Source organism: Mesorhizobium sp. M1078 (assembly GCF_040318615.1).
GTDB lineage: Bacteria > Pseudomonadota > Alphaproteobacteria > Rhizobiales > Rhizobiaceae > Mesorhizobium.
In genome coordinates this window covers 514766-534127 of the sequence record NZ_JAMYMP010000001.1, presented here as the reverse complement: position 1 = coordinate 534127, position 19362 = coordinate 514766, and the positions used below count along the sequence as shown (strand labels likewise).

The following is a 19362-nucleotide window of genomic DNA, read 5'->3' as shown; positions in this document are numbered from 1 at the left end:
ATACGGACCGTCCGTCGAGGCGCGGTTCTCCGAAGCTGCCGCGCGCTACTGGTCCGAAAACTTCACGCTCACGCCGCGCTGGCGAAAATAAGCCTGCATCAACTTACGGCCCGAGCGGTTGTTCTGCGCCAATTTTGCCGGATCGAACACCGCCTGTTTTGCGCCCTCTCGTGTCAGCGCTGCCTTGAGCGTCGCGATATGGGCGTCGATGTCGGCATTGTCCGCCCGCAGCGAGGCATAGATACTTTCGGTCGCTTCGGCCACAGTCGGTTCGCTCACAGATGTCGTCCTTTGGTTGGTTGGGCGGCGGCTTTACCACAGATTTGCGGCTCCGACGATATCGACCGAACCGTCGGAGCACAGCGCCCAGGGAGCAAAACCGCAAAACGTATGTATTCGGCCCTGCTAAACATTGCCCGGCAGGCGAATGGGTCTAACTATCGTTAGGAAACGGGGGGAATCAGGTGGCTGCCAATCGTCGAAACGACATCTCATCGTCCGAGCGAGGGCTAGGACGGATTCTTGCGGCAGGCAATGCCCATCCGCGCACAGCTCTGCCTACCGTGGCAACCATCGTCACGACAGTAGCTGCGCTGTATTTCGGTCGTGAGGTGTTCCTTCCCATTGCCATCGCGCTGCTTTTGACCTTTGCGCTGGTGCCGATGGTCTCCGCACTGAAGCGTGTCGGCTTGCCTCGGCTGCCCGCAGTGCTTCTGAGCGTCATTGGCGCATTCGCGGCCCTGGGCCTGTTCAGCTTCATTGTTGCGACCCAGGTAAGCGAGCTTGCTCAGAACATTTCCGTCTACCAGACAAACATTCTGACCAAGGTGCGTTCCCTCAAGGAGACGGGGGTGGGTGGCGGCATAATTGCCAGGCTGAGCGGGGTGATCGAGCGTGTCGGTCAGGAGATCGACAAGCAGGATGTGGCGCCGCCTGCGGCCGACAAGCCCCGGCGCGAGCCTGTTCCCGTCGAGATCGTCGCCCGCGAGAGACCTCTGGAGGTATTGCAGAACATCATCGGACCGTTGATCAGCCCGCTGGCATCAGCTGGCCTGATCATCATCGTCGTCATCTTCATGTTGCTTGAGCGCGAGGATCTGCGCGACCGGTTTATCCGCCTCGTCGGCTATGGCGACCTCCATCGCACAACGCAGGCATTGCAGGATGCCGGCAAACGGGTTGGCCGTTATCTGATCATGCAATTGGTGGTGAACATCGTCTACGCGATACCAATCGCGATTGGCCTTTGGGTGCTCGGCATTCCCAACGCGCTGCTGTGGGGGTTGCTGGCACTGGCGCTGCGCTTCGTTCCCTATATCGGCCCTGTTATCGGCATGCTGCTGCCCTTGTTTCTGGCCTTGGCGGTTGCGCCCGGCTGGTCGCTGGTGCTGTGGACCGCCGCACTGTTTGTCGTCATGGAATTGGTAACCGGCAACGTCATCGAACCGTGGCTCTATGGCTCGCGCACGGGACTTTCTCCTTTGGCAATCATCGTTGCGGCAATTTTCTGGACATGGTTGTGGGGGCCCCTCGGCCTGGTCCTTTCGACGCCGCTGACAGTTTGCCTCGTCGTCCTCGGGCGACATGTTCCGCAGTTCGAATTTCTCGACGTCCTGTTTGGCAACGAGCCCGTCCTTGAAGCTCACGCCCGGCTCTATCAACGGCTCCTGGCCGGCGATCCCGACGAGGCAACTGACCATGCCGAGGAGATCCTCGAGGAGAAGTACCTGATCGATTTCTACGACACGGTCGCCATTCCTGCTCTCCTGTTGGGCGAGCAGGATCGCATGCGTGGCGTGATGGGCGATCAACAGCGAAGGCAGGTGGCGGCGAGCGCCCAAATTCTTGTGGCAAATCTTGCCGACGATGCACAGGAAGAGGCAAGCGAGGAAGATGCGCCGACAACCACCGCGGAAGGGAGCGCGAGCAAGGAAACAGATGGCATCGAAGAGGAAGAGATCGAACTGCCCGACGGCAAGGACAGGTCGGTGCTTTGTGCCGGCGGTCGCGGCGAACTCGACGATGCCGCTGCCGCCATGCTCGCTCAGGTGCTGGAGGTGCAAGGTGCTACGGTGGCGAAGGCCAGTTTTGTCGATATGGAGCCGGCAGGTATTCGTCGTCTCGAACTAGAGGCGATCGACACCGTCGTGGTCGGTTTCCTGAACCGGGATTCGCTCAAGCATGCCCGCTTTCTGGTCCGGAGACTGAAGCGCGCCAAGGCAGGTTTGAGAATTGGGATTGTGTTCTGGTCAGACGCGGAGCAGGGCGATGTCGGGCAAGAAAGGCAAGCTTTGGCCGCCGACATCAGCGCCGATTTCGTAGCCCACGGCATGGTCAACGCTGTGCTTGGCGCACTTTCTCCAGCGCCGGCCGTTCCCCTCAAAGTCGTTTCGAAACGCCGCGATAGACGCCGTCCGGCCCCTCGAAAACGGATCCCGGCCCAGGCAACGGCCGCAACAGCCTAGCCGCACCGCATGTCTCAGATTGCCGCGCCGGCGCTGGAATGCCTGGTGAGACGGCAAGATCGTCCCCACTCGCAAACCATGGAACAATCTCGCGGCCTTGCGGTTCCTAACATCGAAGGAGAACCCCCATGCTTAGATTCCTTATCCGCCTCGGCGCGATCTACGCGGCGTTCCAGATCGGCCGGGAGTTCGGCCGCAAGGAGACCGAAATCATGCTCCTGCCGCCGCCCGTTGACTACGAGCGGCACCCGACGTCAAGAAACGAAACCGAGTTCGGAGAGGCATAGGACCGCTCAATTTGTCTGGTCGATCTGGCCCGTACTGGCGCCGTCCCTGGGCGGGGCGCATTATCGTGCGAACGGACCGGCCACTTGGCTGTGCCAGGATCGATCCTGGCAACGCAAAATTGAGCCGCTATCTCCGCCGCTCAAACGCGGCATAACGAGGTTGACCGTGCGTCGAGAATGAGATCTCAGATCTTGGCGTTGAGCCGATGGAGAAGGCATGATCAGCACAGGCAAGGCACGACCCTAAGAATGTGGAAGGGAAGAAGCACTGGTGCTGTCAATTGCCAGGGAGACCGGCATCACCGAGGATCACGGGCGCGACCTTGTTCGCCTGATCGGCACCGGCCGCAATTCGCTGCTCCGTGAGGCGCGGCAGCTGCTCCGGCAGCGCCTGGCTAATTTAGACCAAAGGTGCTCAGAGCACGGCTATCCCGTCGCCTTATGCTGCCCGGCGGTCATCGCTTTGAGAGCCCGGACCACCTCTGCAGGTCCGGCGGGTTTCATCACTCTTACGCCAGACGAGAACGCTTCGGGGGTTTCCTCGAGCCCCAGGCCGGAATAGACGATGAAAGGAACCGCCCGCCCTGCCAAGGTTTTTGCCGCGTCAACAGCCTCGCCGTCCGACAGCCTGACGTCCAGGATCGCTGCGGCGGGGGTATGGTCCGCAAGAAAACGTTTCGCCTGGGAACATGTCGCCGCCAATGCCACGGCAAAGCCCGCCTCCGAAAGAGTGGACTCCATATCCAGTGCTATCAAGGCTTCGTCGTCGACGACAAGGACCAAGGGTTTGCCCATGCGCGGATGATCGCACGTTTGTAGATGGAAGACGAGTCGAGGCTACGACCCTTTTAGGGTCCGGTTCCCGTGCGCAGCGGGTCGAGACCGCGAGCAATGGGAACCAACTGATCCAAGCCGCATTATATTTGGTTGGACTGGACAAGGTGTTTGGGATGCATGAAGCAACACAGGCGAATGTTGTCGCCTTCGAAAACCCGGGGGTGTCCAGCAATGACGGTCTGGATTTCGATTACAAGGATTTCTTCGAAAACGGCGCCGTTGCCCTCCATCTGGTGAACGCAGACGGCGTAATCGTGCATGCCAACCAGGCTGAGCTCGACCTTCTCGGCTATCCCGCAGAGGACTACCTCGGTTGCCACATCGCCGAGTTCTATCCCGACCGGGACGTCATAGAGGACATTTTGGGTCGCCTTGCCAATGGCGAGAAGATCGTAAGATATCCGGCGCGATTGAGGGCCAGCGATGGATCGATCAAGCACGTCGAAGTCACCTCAAGCGGACATTTCCGGGACGGCAAGCTGATCAACACCCGGTGCTTCACGGTCGATGTAACCGACTTGGTGCACACCCGCTCGGAGCTCAGGCAGCATGACAGTACCTATCACCAGATACTCGACGGCCTACCCGTCGCCATCTACACGACCGATCAGGATGGGACGATCACCTACTACAACCGCGCCGCGGCCGATCTGGCAGGCAGGGAGCCTGAAATCGGCAAGGATAAATGGTGCGTGACGTTCAAGCTGTTCACTGCCGACGGCAAGGAATTGCCGCACGATGAATGCCCGATGGCCATTGCGCTCAAGGAGAACAGGCCGGTCCGCAATCAGCAAGCTGTTGCGCAACGTCCCGACGGATCGTTTTTTCCGTTCCTGCCCTACCCGACACCGCTGCGGGACGAGCACGGCGCTCTGATCGGCGCCGTCAACATGCTGCTGGACCTGACGGACCGCCAACGTGCCGAAGAAACCAGGCAGCACCTCTCAGCGATCGTGGAATCCTCATTTGACGCGATCGTCAGCAAGGATCTCAACACCATCATAAAAAGCTGGAACCAGGGCGCCGAACGGCTTTTCGGCTATACCGCCGACGAAGCGATTGGCCGGTCGGTGACCATGCTGATCCCCGAAGACCATCAGGACGAGGAACCCCGCATTCTCCAACGCATTCGCCGCGGCGAGCGCGTCGAACCATTCGAAACGACCCGCCAGCGCAAGGATGGCAGCCTGGTTCCGGTTTCACTGACGATATCGCCCGTGCGTAACGCAACCGGGCAGATCACCGGCGCATCGAAGATAGCGCGAGACATCACGTCGACGAAGGAGAATGAATATCGCATCCGCATGCTGATGCGCGAGGTCAACCACCGGGTGAAAAACCAGTATTCGGTCATCCTGTCGATGATCCGGGAGACCAACAAGCGATCGGAGACGCCAAAACAATTTGAAACCCAGGTGCGCGAGCGCATCATGGCGTTGTCACGATCTCACGACCTGCTTGTATCGGCGGATTGGAAGGGTGCCACGATCAGCGACCTTTTGGCGGCCCAGGTCGAGCCTTTCCCGCGGGGGGATTTGATCGAAATGTCGGGCCCATCATTGGTGCTCAGTCCCAACGCAGTTCAGTATCTCGGGATTGCCTTCCACGAACTGGCGACCAACTCGGCCAAATACGGGGTTCTCTCAGGGGACAAGGGCCGGATCTCGGTCACATGGGGCATCACCGGTTCCGGTGCTTCGAGGCTCTTTCACCTCACCTGGGCCGAAACCGATGGTCCGCAGGTTCAGACTGTCGGACAAGGTGGCTTTGGAACCGTTGTGCTGAAGCGGGTTGCGCCCGCAGCGGTCAGTGGGCAGGGAATTCTCGAACACGGTCCGCATGGCATAACATGGAGCCTGGAAGCGCCTTTGGCTTCCGTGGCAGCTTCTGCCGTCCATGAAGCTTAGAAGCAGGAAGCAGCCCTGCAACGAGCATTCGTCAATTGGAAGCCCTTGATGCGGCCTTTGCCGAGCGAAAACCCCGTTTCCGCTAAAGATCGCCAGAGCCATTGCTAAAGTCGACAGAGCAAATCACCGGCAGAGGGCGCATTTCGTTGCACGGAACGGGACAGGACCGGCGTAGCCAGAGGCGAGGTAACTATGGACATCGACGAGTTCCGTGCGACCCTTCAGGGTGTAGAGCCCCCGGCGAATCTTGGGATGGCGCTCCACGCTCTATGGTGGGATAGACAGGGCGATTGGGAGCGGGCGCATGAGTGTGTGCAGGCCAACGAATCTGATCCGGCCTCTGTATGGGTTCATGCCTATCTGCACCGCAAAGAAGGCGACCTTTCTAATGCAGCCTACTGGTACCGCCGCGCCGGGCAGCCTGTGGCAACTGGCAAGCTAGACGCAGAGTGGGAGTCGATTACAGAATCACTTCTTGCAGGATAGTGAGGGTCGCCCAAGGGGCAGCCTAGCGCCTCATCGCCCCCGTAGAGGCGAAACTCACCTCCGCCCGATGGGATCGGCTGGGCCCAGGAGGTCCGAACGTTTCCGCATAAATTCATGCAGCGAGATTGTTCTCGCGATTCCGTAAGGTCTCTGTTTAATAAGCTATATCTAATATTGACTATTTTCTGTCGCTCAAAAGTCGCAGACTTCATTTTACTGATCACCGTTAGCTTCTTGGTAGCTCTCACGACTATAAACTTCTTGCGGGCGAATAGCTTTCATGCTGCCTTCGCGCACTCAGGAATCAGGGAGCTTAGGCATGGCGGAGCGGATTGCGCGTGATGGGTTTTGGGTTTTGCATCTCGCGCGCTTGCCGCAAGTCGTGTCGCTTCGCTCCGGCACTTCCGCCTTGACGATCCTAACTGTTGCCCTTGCGCTGAGCGCCGCGCCAGCTCGGGCCGATGGCGGCAATGGCAGCAGCGCAGGCGCTGGACAAGGTGGCGTTGACGGCGCGCTCGCGAGTGCCACGGGTCAGAATGCCGCCAATGGCGCGACCGCTGGTGGCGGTGGTGGCGGCATTGACCTCACGACGGGTGACGGGGCGCCAGGAGGATCGGGAGCGGTAAGTGGGACAGCCAACAACCCAAATGGCGTTGCCGGTGCCACTGGTGCTACGGGTCTGGTCATCTCGACAGACGGGACCATTGCAACCAGCATCAGCGGCGGGGCCGGCGCTTTGGGCTCCCCTGGCACGAATGGCGTCGTCAGGAGCGGCGGCGGTGGCGGTGGCGGTGTGGGCGTCAGTGCCACGGCCGACGTTACAGTCACTGGCACAGGATCGGTGAGTGGTGGCACTGGCGGCCGAGGTGGGACCAATGGCAACAGCGGCAGCGGTGGTGGCGGCGTCGGCATATTCTCGTCCGCAAACGTGTTTGTAGAGGCGGGCGGCAGCGTTACCGGCGGCACGAGTCTTTCCACAATTGGGGTCCAAGCAGGTGGTGGCGGCGGCGCAGCTGCCATCGTCCTGATGGGCGGCGGGACAATCCAGAACAGCGGGAATCTGCTCGGGGGTGCCGGTGGAAGAACAGTTCTCGGCGGCGGTGGGGACGGTGGCGCCGCTGTTCTGCTGCTTTCAGGTGGAACCGTCATCAACAAGCTAGGTGCGACGATCGTTGGCGGCAGTGGCGGTCAGGGCTCCTTGGCAGGCGGCGATGGCGCCGCAGGGATCAAGGGCGCCAACATCGCGGTCATCAATGCGGGTACGATCAGCGGCGGTGCCGTCGGCACCGGTGGCGGAACGCCGGCAGCCGGCAAAGCCATCCAGTTCACCGGCGGCGTCAATTCGCTGGAGATTCAGGCCGGCTCCACCATCACAGGCAATGTGGTCGCTTTCAGCGCCGCGGATACATTCAAGCTGGGTGGCGATATCAGCGCCAGTTTCGGTGTGTCGCAGATCGGCGCTGGCGCCAAATATGACGGGTTTGGGTTCTACGAGAAAACCGGAAACAGCACCTGGACCCTAATGGGGACGACAACTGCCGTCACGCCTTGGACCTTGTCCGGCGGGACCCTGCAAATTTCGAGTGACAACAATCTGGGCGCCCTCTCGGGCGGCTTGACCTTCGACGGCGGCACGTTGCGCACGACCACCAGCTTCGCCACCAATCGCAATGTCCTGATCAATTCGACCGGCGGGTTCGACACGGTGGCAGGCACGCAGTTGGACGTGTCAGGCCAGGTGACGGGCGCCGGCACGCTGGTCAAGAACGGCGCCGGCACCCTCAACGTCACCAATCTGTCCAACAGCTATGCGGGCGGCAACATCGTCAATGCCGGAACGCTTGCCGGCAATACCGTGGCCATCCGTGGCGACATCCTGAACAACGGCGCTGTCTCGTTTCTCGACCTCGGCCCCCACACCTTCGGCGGAAACATCTCCGGCTCGGGTAGCGTCGACATCGAAGGCTTCGGCACGCTGACGCTGACCGGTGCCAACACCCACAGCGGCGGCACGAAGGTCGGGACCGGCAAAAGCATCTCGGTCGCGTCGGACCAAAATCTGGGTGCTGCGACGGGCCTGCTGACACTCGACGGCGGCGAACTCGGCACGACAGCAAGCTTCGCCATGAGCCGCGATGTCAAGCTCACTTCCGCCTATGGCTACTTCCGCGCGGCGGCGGGTACGACGCTGACCGCGAATGGCGAGCTGAGCGGCGTGGGCGGCGTCTACAAGGAGGGCGCCGGCACCCTGGTGCTCAACGGCGACAGCACCTATTCCGGCCGTACCACGGTCGACGGGGGCAAGCTCGTCGTCGAAGGTTCGCTTGGGAATACCGAAACGACGGTCAACAGCGGCGGCACGCTGGGCGGCTCCGGCTCGATAGGCGGCGCGGTGATCGTCGCCGATGGCGGCGTGCTGGCCCCCGGCTCCAGTCCGGGTACGCTTACGGTCGGATCGCTCAGCCTGAGCTCCGGTTCTATGCTCGACTACGAGCTCGGCCATGCAGGAATTGTCGGCGGCGGTGTCAACGACCTGATTGAGGTGACCGGAGCGCTGACGCTGGATGGCAGCCTTGACATCACCGACGTCGGCGGCTTCGGGCCTGGCGTCTACCGGCTAATCAATTATGGCGGCGCACTCACCGACAATGGTCTCGAGCTCGGCAATCTGCCGGCCGGTGTCACGGCCGCCGACCTGACGGTGCAGACCTCCGTCGCCAACCAGGTCAATCTCGTCAGCAGCGTCGGCACCGACTTGCTCTTCTGGGATGGTGACGCGGCCGGCAATGCCAACAATGATCTGGTCGATGGCGGCAACGGCACGTGGACGGCGACAAGCCTGAACTGGACGACGAGCACCGGCCTGGTAACTGGCGCGATGAAGCCGCAGCCCGGCTTCGCCATCTTCCAGACGCTCGGCGGCACCGTCATCGCCGACGGCAGCGCCGGCGCGCTTGCGATTACGGGCATGCAATTCGCCGCCGATGGCTACCGCATCGAAGGCGACGCCATCACGCTTGATGGCGCTGGCGGCGAGAGCATCATTCGGGTCGGCGACGGCACGGTGGCCGGAGCAGGTTACACCGCCACCATCGCCTCCGTGCTAACCGGGACCAGCAGCCTGACCAAGACCGATGCGGGCACGCTGGTGCTGTCCGGCGCCAACACCTACACGGGCGGCACCACCGTCCTGGGCGGCGCGCTATCTGTTTCAGCCGACAACAATCTCGGCGTTGCCGCTGGCGGCCTGACGCTCTCCGGCGGGACGCTGCGCAACACAGCGGCGTTCAGCTCGGCGCGCGACGTCACGCTTTCGTCGGCCGGCGGCACCTTCGAAACTGTGGCCGACCTGACCTTGTCCGGTGCGATCTCTGGCGCTGGCAGCCTTGCCAAGACCGGCGCCGGCACGCTGACGCTTACGGGAACGAACAGCTATGGCGGCAACACGTTGGTCAGCGCTGGCACGCTGGTCGGCGATGCAACCTCGATTCGTGGCGACATCGGCAATTCCGGCACTGTCGTGTTCGACCAGGCGGCGGACGCCAGCTTCGCCGGCGATATCTCCGGCACCGGCGCAATGATGAAGGATGGCGCCGGCGTGCTGACGCTGTCAGGCACGTCGCTGCTGGACTGGACCGTCAATCAAGGCGGCCTCGTCTCGGCAGCCGAGCGCTTCGGTGGCGATGTCGCGATCGGCGCCGGCGCCTCCTTCACATTCGACCAAGTCGCCTCCGCCAGCTATGCCGGCGTGCTCTCGGGCGCCGGTACGTTCATCAAGGACGGCCAAGGCACGCTGCTGCTTGCGTTGGACAACTCAGGCTTTACCGGCGCCACTACGGTCAGCGGCGGCACGCTTGCCGCGGGCGCTGCGAACGCGTTCAGTTCCTCCTCGCAGTTTTCCGTCGCCTCGGGCGCCACGCTCGATCTTGCCGGCACGTCCCAGACGATTGCGGGGCTGAGCAACGCCGGAACGGTGCGCATCGCGGGTGGCGTCCCAGGCGACACACTTACCGTAAGCGGCGACTATGTCGGCAATAGCGGCGCCGTCGTTCTCAACGCTGCGCTCGGTGGTGACGGTTCGCCGACAGACATGCTGGTGATCGCCGGCAACACGTCAGGGACGGGTACCCTTCAGGTCGTCAATTTCGGCGGGTCGGGCGCCCAAACGGTCGGAGGCATCAAGGTCGTCGACGTCGGCGGCGTCTCGAACGGCAGCTTCTCGCTCGACGGCAATTATACCTTCGAAGGCGATGCAGCGGTCGTCGGCGGCGCCTACGCATACAGGCTCTACAAGAACGGCGTCAGCACGCCGGCCGACGGCGATTGGTATCTGCGTTCGGCCCTGGTCAACGGCGATCCCGATCCGCAGCCGCTCTATTCGCCCGGCGTGCCGCTGTACGAGGCCTATGAAGGGGTGCTGCAGGCCTTCAATGAACTGGGCACCATGCAGCAACGCATCGGCAATCGGTCGTGGGGCGAGGGTGCTACACCGCAAGGTGCGGACCTGCCAGGCCAGGGCTCGGTCGACGGCAAGGCGATATGGGCGCGCATCGAAGCTGCCCATGCCGAGATCAAGCCGGAGACGTCGACCTCCGGCACGAACTATGACGTGACCACCTGGAAGCTGCAGGCCGGCGTCGATGGCCTGCTGCACGAAAGCGACGCCGGTACCCTGATCGGAGGGATTACGGCCCACTACGGAACCGCGTGGTCGGACGTCTCCTCGATCTTCGGGGCAGGGTCGATCGCTGCCACCGGCTACGGCGTCGGCAGCACGCTCACCTGGTTCGGCAGCGGTGGCTTCTACGTCGACGCGCAGGCCGAGGCGACATGGTATGACAGTGACATCCGGTCGGCCACGCTGGGCACCACGCTTGCGGACGGCAACAACGGTTTCGGCTACGGGCTGAGCGTGGAGACCGGACAGAAGATCGCCCTCAACGGCAACTGGTCGCTGACGCCGCAGGCCCAGCTTGCCTATTCGTCGGTCGACTTCGACACGTTCACCGACCCGTTTGACGCCGTCGTGTCGCCCGGCAGCAGCAACAGTCTCGTCGGCCGCCTCGGCCTCTCCGCGGACTATGAAGACCAGTGGGTGGACGATGCGGGGCAAGTCAGCCGCACGCACATTTACGGGCTCGGCAACCTTTACTACGACTTCCTCGACGGAAATGATGTCGATGTGTCTGGCACGAAACTGGTCAGCGAAAATCAGGCGCTGTGGGGCGGTGTCGGCCTTGGTGGCTCGCTGAGCTGGGCGGACGGTCGCTACGCCGTCTTCGGAGAAGGGACAGCGCGGACAAGCCTCAAGGATTTTGGCGATAGCCACGCCCTGGGCGCCAAGCTCGGGTTCGCTGTGAAATGGTAGCGGCGATCAAGCTGGACATGTCGACCTTGGCTTGAGGGTCGTGTCCGGCACGGCTATGGAATCCGGACTTGCGGGCCACCCGGCTCGTCGCCCTCGGACGTTTCCTTACCGGCTGCCGGCATCAAGTACCAGGCTCGCATCCGAAGCACCCTGGCGCTCGATCACAGGGATGCCAGCGCGCTGGACATGCGCTCCAGTCCTTGGCGCAACAGAGGACGCGGGCAGCCGACATTCAGGCGAATGAAGCCTTCGCCGCCAGGCCCATAGACGCGGCCGTCATAGAGATTAACCCCGGCCCGATCGACAAAGAATTTCTGAATTCCACCCACTCGGCGATCGAGCGCGCACGCATCCAACCACACCAGAAACGATGCGTCGGGCCGCATGGGCGTGATGCCTGGAAGGTGTTCACCGGCGAACTCGCAAACCAGATCGATGTTGCCGGCGATGTAGCGCGTGAGTTGGTCGAGCCACGGCGCGCCGCTGCTGTAAGCAACCTCCAGGGCCAGGCGGCCGAAAAAGTTCGCATTCACCATGAATGACGCCTGCATTGCGGCAAGAAGCGCCTCGCGGCGCTTTTTGCTGGCTACCGAAATCGTTGCCGAAGGAACCCCGGCAAGATTGAAAGTCTTCGTTGGAGCGGTGCAGATGAACGATTTCTCCGCAGCATCTTCCGAGATGGAGGAGAAGACGATGTGAGGACGATCCGACAACCTTATGTCGCAGTGAATGTCGTCCGATATGACCAGGATCCCATGGCGCTCGCAGACGTCGTTGAGCGCCGCCAATTCTTCGCGTGTCCAGGCCATTCCGGCAGGGTTGTGAGGATTGCACAGCAGGAATGCCTTGGCACCGCCGGCCGCCAGTTTCTCGAAATCATCCAGATCGAGTTCATATCTGTTGTTCTGCAGCCTCAGCCGGTTCGTAAGCAGAACCCGCCCGTTTCCCTGAACAACTTCGAAATAGGGCGAGTACACGGGCGACTGCACAATGACGCCGTCACCGGGCTTGGTGAAGGTTCGCAGTATCGCAGCCACAGACGGCATGATCGCCGGCGCGGGAAGCAAGGTCTCCAGTTTCGGCGACCAGTTGTGCCGGTGCGCGAACCACGATTGCACGATCTCATAGTGGCGCGGATCGCGGCGTGTGTAGCCGTAAATGCCATGCTCCGCGGCCTCGCGCAGTCGCGCGATGACGGTTTCCGGAGCGCGGAAGTCCATATCCGCCGTCCACAGCGACAGCAGGTCCTGGCCCTCGACCTGGGGAGAGAACTCGTCCCACTGGTTGGCCCATTTGACGGATCCGAACTGCTGACGGTCGTGGATCTGGTCGAAATCTATTCCCGCGATATGTCGCTGCCCATGCGCCGATGCGGGCGTGTCTGCACAAGCCATTTGATAGTCACCTTGCCGCGGGCATTGCTTGTGGCATCATCATCGCCTCCTAGGATTTGTGGCCACGCGCCAATTGGCGCTCCATAGATTGCGAGTAACGCGACATGCCGAAGCAAAAGCTCCAGTAGACCAACCCCGCAAAGAGGTAGCCGGTTGATGAGATCGTCGGGCCTGCCCAGTTCGGATCGACGCGCGCCGTTTCGACGGCCTTCAGGAAATCCGCGATGCCGACGATGGCGACCAGAGTCGTGTCTTTGAACAGACCGATGAAGGTCGAGACGATGCTCGGTATGACGATCGTCAACGCCTGAGGGAGGACGATCAGGCGCATCATGTCGAAGTAGCCGATCCCGAGCGCCTTGGCCGCTTCGTGTTGGCCCTTCGGGATCGCCTGAAGGCCGGCTCTCACGACCTCGGCCATATAGGCGGACGAGAACAACGCTATCGCGATGAGCGGGCGCAACAGTCGATCAGGCGTCAGATAATCCGGGACGAAGAGCGGCATCATGAAGTTCGCCATGAACAACACTGTGATAAACGGCACGCCGCGGACGACTTCGATGAACGTGACGCAAACCGTCTTGACGAAAGGGAGTTCCGACCTGCGTCCAAGCGCCAGGACAACCCCGATCGGAAGCGAGAAGACGATACCCACGATCGACATCAGCAACGTGATCAAGAGACCGCCCCAGAGCGTCGTATCGATGACAGGCAAATGAAGCCAGGCAACGCCGCGCACGAGAACGAACGCGGCCACGGGGTAGACGAGGAAGAACAGCAACGCCGCCACTTTGCGCCGCGGAGCCTTCGTCCACAGGAGCCAAACGATGAGGATGGCGCCGATCGCCTGCGCAAGGTCCACCCGCCACCGCTCGGAAACCGGATACGCGCCGTATCGCAGGTAGTCGAACTTCTCGGCGATGAAAGGCCAGCAAGCCCCCTGGCTGTTCGCACGGCAAGCTTCGTGGCCGCCGCTCCAGACCGCGTTGAAGATCGCAAAGCTCAGGAAGTGATGCAGCAGCCACGCGGCTAGGAGGACAAAGCATATTGTCAGCGCGCCTGAAGACGGCGTCGAAAACAGGTTCTTTTTCATCCAGCTCACTGGACCCGGTCGAACGTCCGCGGGAGGCGCCATGGCTGGTATGAGTGCGCTGATCACAACTGGCGAACGCATGGACTGATCGCTCACCCGTCACCTCTCAACGATTGCAAAATGTTGGTTGCACGCGTTCATGGCCAATGACGTGGCAAGGGAGATAACGAGATAGACCGACAGGGTAATCGCCATGACCTGGACGGCGGCTCCGGTCTGGTTGAGCACCGTGCCTGCAAAGATCTGAACGAGGTCGGGATAGCCGATGAACACGGCAAGCGACGAGTTCTTGATGAGATTGAGATACTGGCTTGTCAAAGGGGGAATGATGATGCGCAGCGCCTGGGGAACGACGACCAGACGAAGCGTCTTGCCCGGCGCCAGCCCCAGCGCATGCGCAGCCTCGGTCTGGCCCTTTGGCACTGCCTGGATTCCACCTCGCACGATCTCGGCGATGTATGAACCGGTGTAGACCGACAGACCGATCAGGAGAGCGGCAAACTCCGGATAGAGCTGATGCCCGCCTTGAAAATTGAAACCCCGCAGCTGCGGAGCGACGAACGAGACCGGCTCGCCAGCCGCCAGGAAAAGGACCAACGGAAATCCTGTCAAGATCGCCAGACTGACCAGAAGCACCGGCAGCTGCTTGCCCGTCCGTCTCTGGACGCTCCTGGCGCGAAACCAGAATGCAACGCAGCAGGAAATGGCCGCAACGAATGCCAGGCCCACCAGACCCGCTCCCGGATGCAAATGAATCTCCGGAACGATGAGGCCGCGATTGTTGAGGTAGATGCCGCCGGGAATGGCGATGGACGCCTTCGGCGAGGGCAACGGCTTGAGGACGGCGTTGTACCAGAACAGCAGCTGCAGCAATAACGGAACATTGCGCACAAGCTCGACATAGGCGGTCGCCACCTTCGAAACGATCCAGTTCGGCGACAGGCGGGCAACGCCGATGACGAAGCCAAGCAAGGTCGCAAACAGGATTGCGAGGACACTGACGTAGAGGGTGTTGACCACTCCCACCCAGAACGCCTGACCGTAGCTGGACAATGCATCGTACGGTATCAGGGTTTGATTGATGTCGAAGCCGGCAGACTCATTCCAAAAGTCGAATGAGAGCGGAATCCCCCGGACCCGCATATTCGATGCAGTCTGCATGCCGATGCCCAGGGCCAAGGCCAGCAGGCAGCCGGCGAGCAAGAGCTGGTAGAAGATGCCCCGCACCTTCGTATCGTGCAGCGACAACCTCCTGCGCGACGGCGCGGGAAGCGACAAATGGGACATGGGCTGTTCCTATCTGGTCCGTGCAAGGCGCTGACGGTAACACGCCAGCGCCTTGCAACCATGCCTTTGCCTAAAGCGCGTCGCCATTGAACGGACTCAGGCGACGCGCTTTAGGGTCTTCGTTATGCATGTCGTGTCTCAAAACCGGGGCCATTTTTGAGCGACATGCGTTAGCGGATCGGCGGAGCGTATTGAACGCCGCCTTGGTTCCAGAGCGCGTTCATGCCGCGCTCCATTTTCAGCGGCGAATCCTTGCCGACATTGCGATCAAACACTTCGCCGTAATTGCCGACCTGCTTGATCACCTCGACCGGCCAGTTATCGCCGAGCCCGATGTCCTTGCCTATGCTGCCGTCCACGCCAAGCAAGCGGCGGATGCTGGGGTTGTCCGACGATTTCATGGCATCGACGTTCTTGGAGGTGACCCCGTATTCCTCCGCGGCCACCATGACGTAGAGCGTCCACTTCGCCACATTGAGCCACTGGTCGTCACCCTGCCGCACGGCCGGGCCAAGCGGCTCCTTGGAGATCAGCTCGGGAAGAACAATGCTGTCGTCCGGCTTGGCCATGCGAAGCCGCGACGCGTTCAAGGTGGAGGTGTCTGCGGACAAGACGTCGCAACGTCCCTCCTCATAAGCCTTCACTACAGCTTCCTCGTCCGCGAAACCAACCGTCGTGTACTTGATCGACTGCGAGCGAAAATAGTCGGCAAGGTTCAACTCGGTCGTGGTGCCCTGGGTGACGCATATCGATGCGCCGTCAAGTCCCTTGGCTGACGTGATATTGTCCGCCTTGCGCACCATGAACCCCTGGCCGTCATAGAAATACGTGCCGGCAAACAGTATGCCTAGCGACGTATCGCGGGACGATGTCCAGGTTGCGTTGTGGGCGAGAATGTCGATCTCTCCCGACTGCAAGGCGGTGAAGCGATCCTTTGGCGTCAATGGGATGAACTTGACCTTTTGCGCGTCCCCGAGCACGGCAGCGGCCACGGCGCGACAATAATCGACGACAAATCCGGTCCATTTGCCTTCATTGTCGGGAAGGCTGAAGCCAGCCGTGGCCGAATTCGTGCCACAGGTCAGCACGCCATTTTTCTTGACATTATCGAGGGTTGCGGACCACGCCGAGGAGGCGGTGCACGCGATGGCGAGGGCAAGTAGGCCCTTGAACGTTGATCTCATTTCGGCATTCCCCTGTTATTGTTGAAGGGAATGTGCTCTCCAGCCCAAGTATTCGTCAAATCGATTGTTCTCATGGTGAAAATGAGCGCTGCTCATAGTTGCGAAGCACTCCAGCTGAAAAGCGGTTGAGTGGTGAAGCAGCGCGCGCGACCTATTTTACGGCCGACCCCGGTGCTCCGACGGTGCCTTGGTGTCTCTTGCTCCGCGATTCGTTGTAGATTCCCACGATGATTTCCCGGAGCCACCTGGTTCCCGGGTCATTCGCCATCTGGCGGTGAACAATAAGCCAGGCATTCACATTCGCTATCGGAAGGGGTGGCGGGACCAACGTCACCTCACTCCTCTCATCCAGCATTTGCAGGATGGCATCACCGCAATGGGTAATCAGTTCAGTGCCGCGAAGCGCCCAGGGCAGCACCGGATAGTTCGAGATGGTCGCAACGACATTGCGGCGAAGACCCATCTGTTTGAGGGCGGCATCCGCGAGGCCTTCCGCCAGGCCATCTGCGGAAATCTGGAGGTGGGAACTGGCCAGATAGGTTTCCAGCGTCATTGCGCTTCTGGCGATCTTGCTTCCGCTCCACACTGCGCAAAACAATCGGTCCTGGCCAAGCTCCACCTTCAAGAGACCTGGGTCGTCGCGTATCGCTGCTCCCGTCAGCGCGCAGTCAACTTGTCTCAGATAGACCGATGAACCGATTTCGGGTCCGTTTGCGGGAATGACGTTCAGCGTCGCGCCAGGAGCTTGCCTGGAAAATTCTCGAATGAGGCCCGGGATGAAAACCATGGCATGATAATCTGTAAGTCCAACGCGAAAGTTGCGCCGCGTCGTTGCTGGATTGAAGATCTGATGCCGGTCGATCGATGCGCGGATCGTTGCGAGTGCGGCGGAAATATTCGACAGCAGCTCAACTGCCCGGGGAGTTGGCCGCATCTCGCCGCCATCTCTGGTGAACAATTCATCCTGCAATAGATACCGAAGCTTCGACAGGGAGTGGCTTACAGCTGATTGTGTTCTGCCCAATTCGGTAGCCGCCCGCGTCACGCTCCTTTCCCGCATCATCACGTCAAAGACCCGCAATAGATTGAGGTCGATATCGTTATAATTCACGGAATTACCTCATCTGCGACCTGAGACCGCACCAGGCGGCACTAACGCGTTGGTTGCGACGGTGACAGATGGGGCACGAAGAGTGAAGACAGAGGTCCGGCTACGCCTTTGAAACTCTGGCGGTTGAACAGGTGACGGCGACCGCCGGATCGCTCCGCGGCATTTCTGAGCCTGGCTTGGCGAGCAAGCCGGCAATCCGCCATGAACCCAGGGCGAGCATGTGAAGTAAAGTCAGCCGCACCCGCTGGGTGGGAAATCGCAGGCGGTTTCATTGGCTTGATAATGGCGGAGAGAGCGGGATTCGAACCCGCGTTACGGTCTCCCGTAAACACACTTTCCAGGCGTGCGCCTTCAACCACTCGGCCACCTCTCCGTCCTTGCATTCGCGCCGGCCGGTTTTGCCACGCGGGTTGGGGAGATGCATCCCTTTGGGATTCGCGGGAAGACCCGCTTGATGGACACCGCCAACCAGCGGATGCCCTTCCCGGCGCCCGTCAATCAAACAGGCGCGGGGCTCATCTAGTCGATCCGGCGCCGAATGCCAAGCCATAACGGCAGTCTATTCGCTTTGCCGGCCATGCATCGTTTCGCGGGGCGTTGAACGCTCCGCTTCTAAGGCGCTTCGGTTCTGAATGGTGTGCACGGGCAAGGCGGCAGGGCCGGCCGCGCTTGACTTCGCCCCTCGCCACCTGTCGAGTGCGGCGGAGGCTTTGCGGGGGGCATCGTCCGACATGACATCGAGCAATGAACAGCCGGCCAGCGGAACGCCGGCCGGAGGCATGCCAGGCGGGCTGACGCCCGCAGGGCGTCCGGACAGCGGGCTGTCCTTCGTGCCCGTGGTCTGGCTCCTCTTCGTGATGGCATGGTCGGTCTACTGGCTGGTCTCGGCGCGGTGGCTGTTCGAGAGTTCCGGCCTACCGGACAGGGTCTTCTATTTCGTGCTTGGCGGACTGGCCTTCGACATCGTCACCATCGTGTGGGGGCTTTATCTGCTCGGCCTCGCCTTAAGCCGTTCCGCGCGCTTTCCGCGTCATTTCACCATCTGGCAGATCACCACCATCGCCTGGCGGCTGGCCGAGCAGGTCTATGCGCTGACCGTGCCCGATTTCACCGTCTCCGCCAGGGAGCTTGCGATCGCCGCCACCGAAATCGTCATCGGCCTGTTTTGCATTTACCTGCTGCGCCGCCGCGACGAGGCCAAGGCCTTTTATGCAAGGCCGGAAGCGCAGGCACCGTCAGCCTTTAGTTCGATCGTCGCCGCGCTGGCCGGCATCACCCTCGGCGCCGTCGTCGGCGCCGTCGCCGGCTTCGCGCTCGGCGCGGGGATCGCCGAAGCCACCGACATCAGCTGTTTCGAAGGCGGCTGCGGCTACTTCGCGGTGTTCATCGGCCTTGCCGGGCTGGTGGTCGGGGCCATTGGCGGCGGCGTCCTCGGCGTCTGGCTCGTCCATCGGCGGAGCCGAAAGGTTTCCATATAGGCGGGCGATAGGCTTCAAATTCGCGTATGGCGATTGCACGCCGGGCGTGCGCATTCTATTCCTCGCCTTGACCGGAAGGTCCTCGGGAGGAACTTGAGGATCGGGGAAGATTTTTCGATGTTGCGTTTTTTGTTTCGCCTCGCGGCCATGATCGCACTCTCGGTCGCCGTCATCATGGCCGTGCTCGACGCGACGCGCTCGGTGGCGGCTTCCGCATTGGTCATGACGCCGCTGAATTCGAGCTGGCTGGCGGTTTCGCCCGACACCCGCGCGGCCTTCGAGACCTTCGTGCGCGCCAAGGTCAATCCGGTGATATGGGATGGCGGCATCGCCTGGGTGCTTGCCCAGCCGGGGTTTGCCGTGTTCGCGGTGCTTGCCTTCATCCTCTATGCGATCGGCTGCCGGCGCCGGCGGCGCGGCGGAGAATTCGCGCCGGGCTGATGGGTTGTGCCGGCGGACTTGCGA

The 19362-nt window shown here is 61.5% G+C and carries 14 protein-coding genes and 1 tRNA gene; 7 read left to right on the top strand and 8 right to left on the bottom strand.

The genetic code is table 11. The features are described from left to right. Positions 1 to 45: 45 nt before the first annotated feature. Positions 46 to 279, bottom strand: a complete 234-nt coding sequence (locus NKH38_RS02665; RefSeq protein ID WP_023686482.1) for a hypothetical protein — start codon at positions 277 to 279, stop codon at positions 46 to 48. 185 nt (positions 280 to 464) lie between these two features. Here NKH38_RS02665 and NKH38_RS02660 point away from each other — a divergent pair, with 185 nt between their 5' ends. Together NKH38_RS02660 and NKH38_RS02655 are read left to right on the top strand one after the other, a co-directional pair. After that, on the top strand, positions 465 to 2465 hold the full coding sequence (locus NKH38_RS02660) for an AI-2E family transporter (protein WP_352758922.1): 2001 nt from the start codon (positions 465 to 467) through the stop codon (positions 2463 to 2465). Positions 2466 to 2593: 128 nt separating this feature from the next. Next, a complete protein-coding gene (locus NKH38_RS02655) occupies positions 2594 to 2752 on the top strand; it encodes a hypothetical protein (protein ID WP_023747090.1) in 159 nt (52 codons plus the stop codon). A gap of 426 nt (positions 2753 to 3178) precedes the next feature. Here NKH38_RS02655 and NKH38_RS02650 read toward each other — a convergent pair whose 3' ends face one another. Next, positions 3179 to 3547 carry a response regulator gene (locus NKH38_RS02650; protein WP_023747091.1) on the bottom strand — a complete coding sequence of 123 codons (369 nt, stop codon included), beginning with the start codon at positions 3545 to 3547 and terminating at the stop codon, positions 3179 to 3181. Positions 3548 to 3675: 128 nt separating this feature from the next. On the opposite strand from NKH38_RS02650, the gene NKH38_RS02645 reads away from it, so the two are divergent. From NKH38_RS02645 to NKH38_RS02635, 3 genes are all read left to right on the top strand, one after another. Further along, complete coding sequence (locus NKH38_RS02645) at positions 3676 to 5496, top strand: PAS domain S-box protein (protein ID WP_245263698.1); 1821 nt, start codon at positions 3676 to 3678, stop codon at positions 5494 to 5496. A 192-nt stretch (positions 5497 to 5688) separates the two neighbouring features. Further along, entirely contained in the window at positions 5689 to 5982 is a 294-nt protein-coding gene (locus tag NKH38_RS02640) for a hypothetical protein (RefSeq protein ID WP_023704064.1), read from the top strand. Between the two features lie 409 nt (positions 5983 to 6391). Then, complete coding sequence (locus NKH38_RS02635; RefSeq protein ID WP_352758915.1) at positions 6392 to 11350, top strand: autotransporter outer membrane beta-barrel domain-containing protein; 4959 nt, start codon at positions 6392 to 6394, stop codon at positions 11348 to 11350. A 161-nt stretch (positions 11351 to 11511) separates the two neighbouring features. On the opposite strand, the gene NKH38_RS02630 is transcribed toward NKH38_RS02635, so the two are convergent. The 6 genes from NKH38_RS02630 to NKH38_RS02605 all read right to left on the bottom strand — a co-directional run bounded on the left by NKH38_RS02630 (position 11512) and on the right by NKH38_RS02605 (position 17792). Then, on the bottom strand, positions 11512 to 12744 hold the full coding sequence (locus NKH38_RS02630; protein WP_352758912.1) for a MalY/PatB family protein: 1233 nt from the start codon (positions 12742 to 12744) through the stop codon (positions 11512 to 11514). Positions 12745 to 12793: 49 nt separating this feature from the next. Then, the gene (locus tag NKH38_RS02625; protein ID WP_352759289.1) at positions 12794 to 13918 is read right to left on the bottom strand and encodes an amino acid ABC transporter permease; all 1125 of its coding nucleotides are present in this window, start codon (positions 13916 to 13918) and stop codon (positions 12794 to 12796) included. A gap of 18 nt (positions 13919 to 13936) precedes the next feature. Then, the gene (locus NKH38_RS02620) at positions 13937 to 15124 is read right to left on the bottom strand and encodes an amino acid ABC transporter permease (protein WP_352498869.1); all 1188 of its coding nucleotides are present in this window, start codon (positions 15122 to 15124) and stop codon (positions 13937 to 13939) included. A gap of 170 nt (positions 15125 to 15294) precedes the next feature. Beyond that, positions 15295 to 16308 (bottom strand): amino acid ABC transporter substrate-binding protein, encoded by a 1014-nt coding sequence (locus NKH38_RS02615; protein ID WP_023686475.1) that lies wholly within the window; start codon positions 16306 to 16308, stop codon positions 15295 to 15297. A 151-nt stretch (positions 16309 to 16459) separates the two neighbouring features. Continuing rightward, on the bottom strand, positions 16460 to 17419 hold the full coding sequence (locus NKH38_RS02610) for a LysR family transcriptional regulator (RefSeq protein WP_023686474.1): 960 nt from the start codon (positions 17417 to 17419) through the stop codon (positions 16460 to 16462). Between the two features lie 283 nt (positions 17420 to 17702). Next, positions 17703 to 17792, bottom strand: a tRNA-Ser gene (locus NKH38_RS02605). A gap of 358 nt (positions 17793 to 18150) precedes the next feature. On the opposite strand from NKH38_RS02605, the gene NKH38_RS02600 reads away from it, so the two are divergent. Together NKH38_RS02600 and NKH38_RS02595 are read left to right on the top strand one after the other, a co-directional pair. Further along, entirely contained in the window at positions 18151 to 18897 is a 747-nt protein-coding gene (locus tag NKH38_RS02600; protein WP_023744151.1) for a hypothetical protein, read from the top strand. Positions 18898 to 19014: 117 nt separating this feature from the next. Next, on the top strand, positions 19015 to 19338 hold the full coding sequence (locus NKH38_RS02595; RefSeq protein WP_352758906.1) for a hypothetical protein: 324 nt from the start codon (positions 19015 to 19017) through the stop codon (positions 19336 to 19338). Positions 19339 to 19362 lie beyond the last annotated feature (24 nt).

Bases quoted from the DNA above. Each gene is read 5' to 3' on its own strand.
- NKH38_RS02655 (WP_023747090.1), top strand. From the start codon at position 2,594: ATGCTTAGATTCCTTATCCGCCTCGGCGCGATCTACGCGGCGTTCCAG.
- NKH38_RS02650 (WP_023747091.1), bottom strand. From the start codon at position 3,547: ATGGGCAAACCCTTGGTCCTTGTCGTCGACGACGAAGCCTTGATAGCA.
- NKH38_RS02640 (WP_023704064.1), top strand. From the start codon at position 5,689: ATGGACATCGACGAGTTCCGTGCGACCCTTCAGGGTGTAGAGCCCCCG.
- NKH38_RS02630 (WP_352758912.1), bottom strand. From the start codon at position 12,744: ATGGCTTGTGCAGACACGCCCGCATCGGCGCATGGGCAGCGACATATC.
- NKH38_RS02625 (WP_352759289.1), bottom strand. From the start codon at position 13,918: ATGCGTTCGCCAGTTGTGATCAGCGCACTCATACCAGCCATGGCGCCT.
- NKH38_RS02620 (WP_352498869.1), bottom strand. From the start codon at position 15,124: ATGTCCCATTTGTCGCTTCCCGCGCCGTCGCGCAGGAGGTTGTCGCTG.
- NKH38_RS02615 (WP_023686475.1), bottom strand. From the start codon at position 16,308: ATGAGATCAACGTTCAAGGGCCTACTTGCCCTCGCCATCGCGTGCACC.
- NKH38_RS02600 (WP_023744151.1), top strand. From the start codon at position 18,151: ATGACATCGAGCAATGAACAGCCGGCCAGCGGAACGCCGGCCGGAGGC.
- NKH38_RS02595 (WP_352758906.1), top strand. From the start codon at position 19,015: ATGTTGCGTTTTTTGTTTCGCCTCGCGGCCATGATCGCACTCTCGGTC.